The organism is Stenotrophomonas sp. P5_B8 (genome assembly GCF_054049855.1).
In genome coordinates, this window is sequence record NZ_JBFULO010000177.1 from 1 (window position 1) to 7,615 (window position 7,615).

The 7,615-nt window shown below is 66.2% G+C and carries 6 protein-coding genes; 3 read left to right on the forward strand and 3 right to left on the reverse strand.

The genetic code is table 11. The annotated features are described in order from the left end of the window. Window positions 1-316, reverse strand: a 316-nt coding sequence (ssb, locus tag ACXJKH_RS11220) for a single-stranded DNA-binding protein (RefSeq protein ID WP_457319486.1), incomplete at its 3' end; no start/stop codon positions are given. 308 nt (window positions 317-624) lie between these two features. Here ssb and ACXJKH_RS11225 point away from each other — a divergent pair. Then, complete coding sequence (locus ACXJKH_RS11225; protein WP_256776396.1) at window positions 625-1,656, forward strand: LacI family DNA-binding transcriptional regulator; 1,032 nt, start codon at window positions 625-627, stop codon at window positions 1,654-1,656. Between the two features lie 6 nt (window positions 1,657-1,662). On the opposite strand, the gene ACXJKH_RS11230 is transcribed toward ACXJKH_RS11225, so the two are convergent. Beyond that, the gene (locus tag ACXJKH_RS11230) at window positions 1,663-1,983 is read right to left on the reverse strand and encodes a hypothetical protein (RefSeq protein WP_457319487.1); all 321 of its coding nucleotides are present in this window, start codon (window positions 1,981-1,983) and stop codon (window positions 1,663-1,665) included. A 167-nt stretch (window positions 1,984-2,150) separates the two neighbouring features. On the opposite strand from ACXJKH_RS11230, the gene ACXJKH_RS11235 reads away from it, so the two are divergent. Then, the gene (locus ACXJKH_RS11235) at window positions 2,151-3,044 is read left to right on the forward strand and encodes an ABC transporter ATP-binding protein (protein WP_457319488.1); all 894 of its coding nucleotides are present in this window, start codon (window positions 2,151-2,153) and stop codon (window positions 3,042-3,044) included. A gap of 13 nt (window positions 3,045-3,057) precedes the next feature. Continuing rightward, window positions 3,058-6,636, forward strand: a complete 3,579-nt coding sequence (locus tag ACXJKH_RS11240) for an ABC transporter permease/M1 family aminopeptidase (protein ID WP_457319489.1) — start codon at window positions 3,058-3,060, stop codon at window positions 6,634-6,636. 69 nt (window positions 6,637-6,705) lie between these two features. Here ACXJKH_RS11240 and ACXJKH_RS11245 read toward each other — a convergent pair. Continuing rightward, on the reverse strand, window positions 6,706-7,615 hold a 910-nt coding region (locus tag ACXJKH_RS11245), incomplete at its 5' end, for an ATP-binding protein (RefSeq protein ID WP_457319490.1).

Genomic DNA, 7,615 nt, shown 5'->3' on the forward strand with positions numbered 1-7,615 from the left:
GCATTTCGTCGGCGATGATGTCGGTGGAGTACTTCTCCACACCGTCCTGGCCGGTGTACTTGTCGTAGCGCAGGCTGCCTTCGACGTAGACCGAGCTGCCCTTGCGCAGGTACTCACCGGCGATTTCGCCGAGCTTGCCGAAGAACACCACGCGGTGCCATTCGGTACGCTCCTGCTGGTTGCCATCCTTGTCCTTGCGGACGCTGGTGGTGGCCAGGCTGATGCGGGTGATCGCCATGCCGCCTTGGGTGTACTTCACGTCCGGGTCGTTGCCGAGGTTGCCGACCAGGATGACTTTGTTGATGCCGCGCGCCATAGGGTTGCTCTTCCGTTGTCCGAGGGCAGGCCGCAGTCATATCACAGCCCAAGGCGGRGTGCAGATACGCGGGGCTGCCCCAGGTGAAATGGGGGGGTCCAGAAGGCACCATCTTACCATCGCCGCCGTCCCCGGCCCTGTGGGGATTCCGCCCGGAACCGACCAGATTCCCCCGCACGCCAAGGGCGGCAAGGGCGCTGACGGGTTCCACAGGCCGCTGGCGTAATCCCGCCATCGCCCGCCGGCCGGGCCACGGCCTTGCCGCGCATGGCATCATGCAGATCGTCGTCCCCCGCCGTACCCCAGCAATGACCATCCGAGGCAAAGCCACTTCCCTGGACATCGCCCACCTGGCCGGGGTGTCGCAGCCGACCGTCTCGCGCGCCCTGCGCGGCAGCCCGATGGTCAACCCCGAAACCCGCGAGCGCATCCTGCGCATCGCCCGGGAGCTGAACTACAAGGTCGACAAGAACGCCTCCAGCCTGCGCCTGCGCAATGCCGGCACGCTGGCGCTGCTGTTCTTCGAGGACCCGACCAACGACGACTCGCTGATCAACCCGTTCTTCCACGCCATGCTCGGCTCGATCACCCGCGCCTGCGCGCTGCGCGGCTACGACCTGCTGGTGTCATTCCAGCAGCTGTCCACCGACTGGCAGGCCGATTACGAAGACAGCAACAAGGCCGACGGGATCATCCTGCTCGGCTACGGCGATTACCACGAGTCGCGCGAGCGGCTGCAGCGGCTGGTCGAGCAAGGCACCCATTTCGTGCGCTGGGGCGCGGCCCTGCCCGACCAGCCCGGGGTGTCGATCGGCAGCGACAACTTCCAGGGTGGCTTCGATATCACCGCGCACCTGCTGGACCAGGGCTGCCGGCGGATTGCCTTCATCGGCCATGCGTCCAGCCATTACCCGGAATTCGAGGAGCGCTATCGCGGCCATGTCGCGGCGATGGCCGCGCGCGGGATCACCGCCGAGCCCGGCCTGCAGCACGATGCGATCACCACCGAGCAGGACGGCTTCGATGCCTGCCACGCGTTGCTGGCACGCGGCGAGCAGGTGGACGGGGTGTTCGCGGCCAGCGACCTGATCGCGATCGGCGCCATGCGGGCGTTGCGTGAGCAGGGCCTGCGCATCCCGCAGGACGTGGCGCTGGCCGGCTTCGACGACATTCCGCTGGCGGCCTCGGTGTCGCCCACGCTCACCACCGTGCAGCAGGACACCAAGCAGGCCGGGCAGCTGCTGGTGGAGAAGCTGCTGGCGCTGATCAACGGCGAGGCGGTGGACGGGCAGACCATCGCGGTGAAGCAGGTGCTGCGGGAATCGTCACGGCGCGGTTGAGCGGGTTCAAGCAGGTGGTTTGCTCCAGCCAAACCAGCGGCTGAAGTTCAGAAAGCTACATACCCCCATCGAAGCAGCCGGCCAGATCGCGGCAAGCATGCCCCATACCCAGCGTCGTCTGCCTTGAGCTTGTGCGGCGTTCGCAAGGTGCCAGGCCACACCCAGGTTCACCAGCCATGTCAACGCAAGGGCAAGCCCTTCGCCGTCGTAGCCCATATGAGAAAACGCCATGCCTACGGCGGCGCCTCCCAATACACCCAGAAGCCACATGACAGCCGCGATATCGAGGTGGCGCTTGCCCAGCGACGAGGATGAGAGGGCGGTCATGGGATGGGCGTTGGCTGGGAAGTCCGTGCCGATCGTAGCCCGGGATTGTCGCTCTGTGCCATACAGCATCCCCCCACTCGCCCACCCATCCATGACTTACGGCGGATGCAGCGTCCTCCCTTTGYGCCCATAACTCGCTCTTCAACACAGGGAAAGGTGTCCGCCCCATGCTGCAGATCCGCTCGCTGTCCAAGACCTACGCCAACGGCGTGCACGCGCTCAACGGGGTGACGCTCGATATCCCGCGCGGCATGTTCGGCCTGCTCGGCCCCAATGGCGCGGGCAAGTCCTCGCTGATGCGGACCCTGTCCACGTTGCAGGAGGCCGACAGTGGCAGCGTGACCCTGGAGATTCCCGGCGAGCCGGCCATCGACGTGCTGCGCGACAAGGATGCGGTGCGGCGCCGGCTGGGCTACCTGCCGCAGGACTTCGGGGTGTATCCCAAGGTGAGCGCGCTGGATCTGCTGGAGCACTTCGCCGTGCTCAAGGGCCTCACCCACAAGGGGCAGCGCCGCGAGGTGGTGGACGGGCTGCTGCAGCAGGTGAACCTGTGGGACGCACGCAAGCGCAAGCTGGGCACCTACTCGGGCGGCATGCGCCAGCGCTTCGGCATCGCCCAGGCGCTGCTGGGTGATCCCCGCCTGGTGATCGTGGATGAACCCACCGCCGGCCTGGACCCGGAAGAGCGCAACCGCTTCCTCAACCTGCTGGCCGCCATCGGCGAGAACGTCGCGGTGATCCTGTCCACCCATATCGTGGAAGATGTCACCGACCTGTGCCCGAGCATGGCCATCATGAACAAGGGGCAGGTGCTGCTGACCGGCAAGCCCAGCGATGCGATCGAGGCGCTGCACCAGCAGGTCTGGCGCAAGCAGGTGGATACCGCCGAACTGGCCGGCTATGAAGCCAACCATGTGGTGCTGTCGACGCGGCTGGTCGGCGGGCGTCCGGTGATCCACGTGCACAGCGCCACCAACCCCGGCGATGGCTTCCAGGCGGTCGCCCCTGACCTTGAAGATGTCTATTTCCAGCGGCTGCGCCTGCAGTCGCGCGCTGCCTGACCGGAGCGCGCCCATGATCACTGCCTTCTTCCGCTTCGAGCTGCGCGAGCAGCTGCGCTCTCCCCTGTTCTGGCTGTTGTCGCTGCTGTTCGCCGCGCTGGCCTTCGCCGCGGCCTCCACCGATGCGGTGCAGATCGGCGGTGGCACCGGCAATGTGCACAGCAACGCGCCGATTGTGATTGCCCGCTTCATGGGCGTGTTCACCATATTCGGCATGCTGGTATCCACCCTGTTCGTCAGCAATGCACTGCTGCGCGATTTCGAGCTGGGTACCGCCGAGCTGATCTTCGCCAGCCCGGTCAAACGCCGCGACTACCTGGCCGGGCGCATCCTGGCCGCGCTGTGCGCCGGCCTGCTGTTCTATCTGATCATCGCCGCGGGCCTGTTCCTGGCCCCGTTCATGCCCTGGGTGGACCCGGCGCGGATGGGGCCGGTCTCGCTGCGGGGCTACGCGTGGACGTTCGCCTTCATCGTCCTGCCCAACCTGGTGTTCACCACCGCACTGCTGGCGATGCTGGCCGCGCTGACCCGCTCGATCCTGTGGGTATACATCGGCCTGGTCGGCTACTTCGTGCTGTACGGGGTGAGCGCCTCGTTGCTGCGCGACATCGACAACACCTGGATCGCCACGCTGGCCGAGCCGATGGGCATGCGTGCCGTCGGGCGCACCGTGCGCTACTGGGCGGCCGAACAGAGCAACACCCAGCTGCCGCAGGTGGCCGGTTACCTGTTGGCCAATCGCGCGCTGTGGCTGGGCGTTGCCGCCGCCTTGTTCACGGCGACCTTCGCGCTGTTCCGCACCGAGCGCAGTGGCAGCGGGCGGCGTCGCTGGGGGCGCAAGCCTGCCGCGCCGACGCCTGCGACCGTGCGCCCCACGCAATGGGGGGTACCGCGCATCCGCCCCACCTTCGGTGCGGTCACCGGATGGCAGCAGTACCTGCGTCAGGTCCGCTTCGATACCACCGGCGTGCTGCGCAGCGTGCCGTTCCTGGTGCTGCTGCTACTGGGCCTGGCCAACTTCATTCCCGGCGCGCTGACGCAGGAATCGCTGTACGGCACGCCGATCTATCCGGTCACCGCCGAAATGCTGGCCTTGCTGCAGGGCGCGTACAGCTGGCTGCTGGTGATCATCGTGCTGTTCTACGCCGGCGAGCTGGTGTGGAAGGAACGCACCGCGCGGCTCAATGAAGTCAACGATGCGATGCCGGTGCCCAACTGGGTGCCGCTGCTGGCCAAGTTCACCGTGCTGGTGGTGGTGATCGCCTGCTTCCAGGCGGTGGGCGCGGCGGTGTCGATGCTGCTGCAGCTGGGCCAGGGCTACACGCGGCTGGAGCCGCTGGTGTACCTGCAGACGCTGGCGCTGGGCTCGGTGTTTTACGTGCTGATGGGCGGCATGGCGCTGGTGCTGCAGGTGCTGACCAACAACAAGTTTGCCGGCTACGCGCTGCTGATCGTGGTGATGATCGGCCAGGTCGCGCTCGGCCTGCTGGACTACACCCAGAACCTGTACAACTTCGGCAACTGGCCCAATGCGCCGTATTCGGACATGAACGGCTTCGGCCACTTCCTGGTCGGGCAGCTGGCGTTCCAGAGTTACTGGGCGCTGCTGCTGGCCGCGTTGCTGTGCCTGGCGTCGGCGTTCTGGGTACGCGGGGTCGGAACGGGCCTGCGCCAGCGCATCACCCTGGCCCGCCGTCGCCTGCGCGGCCCGGCCGGTGTGGGCGCGGCGCTGGCCATGGTGGGCTTCGTGGCGGTCGGCGGCTGGCTGTACTGGAACACCAACATCCGCAACGAATTCCTGTCGCCGGACCAGCAGCGCGACCTGCAGGCGCGTTACGAGCGTGAGCTGTCCAAGTACCGCGACCTGCCGCAGCCGCGCATCGTCGCGGTGGACAACCGGGTCGACCTGCATCCGGAAACCCGGTCGGTCACCCTCGATGCCGACTGGACCGTGCGCAACACCCACGCCACCCCCATCACCGACATCCATATCGCGATGGGCGACGACCGGCAGCTCGTTGCCGTGGACCTGGGCGGGCAGACGCTGGGTTTCCATGATGTCGATCTGGGCTACCGCATCTACCACTTGAACAACCCATTGCAGCCGGGCGAAGAGCGCCGCGTGCACTTCCGCGTGGACCAGCACCCCGATGGCATCACCGCCGGGCAGGCCCCCACCGACGTGGTCGAAAACGGCAGCTTCTTCAACAGCCGCATGCTGCCCTCGTTCGGCTACGAAGACGCCGCGCAGCTGGAAGACCGCAACGAGCGCCGCAAGCGCGGGTTGGGCGAACCGACCCGCATGCCCAAGCTGGAAGATGAAACGGCGCGTGCCAACACCTACATCTCCGACGACGCGGACTGGCTCGATTTCCGCACCACGATCTGCACCGCGCCGGACCAGATCGCGCTGGCACCGGGCTACCTGCAGGAGGAGAAGACGATCAATGGCCGGCGCTGCTTCCGCTATGCCATGGACCGGCCGATGCTCAACTTCTACGCGTACCTGTCCGCGCGTTGGCAGGTCAAGCGCGGCATGTACAAGGACATCCCGATCGAGGTGTATTTCGATCCGCGCCACGGCTACAACGTGGACCGCATGATCGAGGCAGTGCAGAAGTCGCTGGCCTACTACGAGGCCAATTTCACCCCGTACCAGCACCGCCAGGTGCGCATCATCGAATTCCCGGGGTACCAGAGCTTCGCGCAGTCCTTCGCCAATACCATCCCCTACTCCGAATCGATCGGCTTCATTGCCGATCTGCGTGATCCGGAGAAGATCGACTACGTGTTCTACGTGACCGCCCATGAGATCGCGCACCAATGGTGGGCGCACCAGGTGATCGGTGCCAACGTGCAGGGCGCGACGATGCTGTCCGAGTCGCTGGCGCAGTACTCGGCATTGATGGTGATGGAGAAGGCCTACGGTCGCCAGCACATGCGGCAGTTCCTCAAGACCGAACTGGACCGCTACCTGTCCGGCCGCGGTGGCGAACGCATCGAAGAGCTGCCGCTGGAGCGTGTGGAGAACCAGCAGTACATCCACTACGAGAAGGGCTCGCTGGTGTTCTACCGCCTGCGCGAAGAGATCGGCGAGGACGCCTTGAACCGCGCGCTCAAGCGTTTCCTGCAGGACAAGGGTTACCAGCAGCCGCCGTACACCACCTCGCGCGAATTGCTGGACTACATCCGTGCCGAGACCCCGGCGGACCGCCAGGCATTGGTGACCGATCTGTTCGAGAAGATCACCCTGTACGACAACCGCCTGCTGGAGGCGAAGGCGCGCAAGCGCGATGACGGCAAGTACGAGGTCACCCTCACGCTGCACGCCGAGAAGCGCTATGCCGACGGCGGCGGCAAGGAAACGCCCGGAAGGATGGACGACTGGGTCGACGTGGGCGTGTTCGCCAACGCGCCGTCGGGCAAGGAGCGCGACCAGAAGGTGCTGTACCTGAAGCGCCACCACATCACCACCGAGTCCCCGACGGTCACCGTGGTGGTGGATGGCAAGCCGGATGAGGCCGGTTTCGATCCGTACAACAAGTTGATCGACCGGGTCAGCGATGACAATCGGCGCAAGGTGAGTCTGTAGGGCCGAGCCGTGCTCGGCCGCACACCCAAGGCAACGGGCCTGCGTCACGCAGGCCCTGCACCGACAGGCTCAGCCTGCGGCGGACACCTGCGCCTCGGCCATCGACTGCAGCACCGCCTCGCTGAACTCGTCAAGCAGGAACGGCTTGGCGATCATCGCCATGCCGGTTTCCAGGAACGCCGAACGTTCCTGCGCCTTCTCCGCGTAGCCGGTCATGAACAACACCGGCAGACCCGGTCGGGATTGCCGCGCGATCTCCGCCAGCTGGCGCCCGTTGAGGCCGGGCAGGCCAACGTCGGTGACCAGCAGGTCGATGCGTCGCGACGAGGCCAGGATGGGGATGGCGCCGTCGGCATCGCCGACCACTTCCACCCGATAACCCAGGTCTTCCAGCACCACGGTGACCAGCATCCGCACCTGGGCGTCGTCTTCAACCACCAGGATGGACTGACCCGACCCCAGCGACACCGTCGGGGTGCTGGCGGCGGGCACCGGCTCGATCGCTGGCTCCACCAGTGGGATATACAGTGAAATGGTAGTGCCCTGCCCGGGCAGGGAATCGATGGCGATGTGGCCGCCGGACTGCTGCATGAAGCCGTACACCATCGACATGCCCAGCCCGGTGCCCTTGCCGATCGGCTTGGTGGTGAAGAACGGCTCGAACGCACGTTCGACCACTTCCGGGGGCATGCCGCTACCGGTATCGGCTACGGCCACCACGGCGTAGTCGCCCGCCGGGATGGTGGCCGACTCGCCCTCGCCCATCGTCACCGAGGAGGTGCGCAGTTCCAGTTCACCACCGCCCGGCATCGCATCGCGTGCATTGATGGCCAGGTTCAACAGGGCGCTTTCAAACTGGTTGGTATCCAGCGCAGCATGCAGCGGGGCGGCGGCGAGGCGGGTATGGACGCGGACGGTTTCGCCCAGGGTGCTGCGCAGCAAGTGCTCGATCGAGCCGACCAGTGCATTGAGTTCCACC

Coding starts and splice junctions, on each gene's coding strand:
- ACXJKH_RS11230 (WP_457319487.1), bottom strand. CDS start 1,983: ATGACCGCCCTCTCATCCTCGTCGCTGGGCAAGCGCCACCTCGATATC.
- ACXJKH_RS11235 (WP_457319488.1), top strand. CDS start 2,151: ATGCTGCAGATCCGCTCGCTGTCCAAGACCTACGCCAACGGCGTGCAC.
- ACXJKH_RS11240 (WP_457319489.1), top strand. CDS start 3,058: ATGATCACTGCCTTCTTCCGCTTCGAGCTGCGCGAGCAGCTGCGCTCT.
- ACXJKH_RS11225 (WP_256776396.1), top strand. CDS start 625: ATGACCATCCGAGGCAAAGCCACTTCCCTGGACATCGCCCACCTGGCC.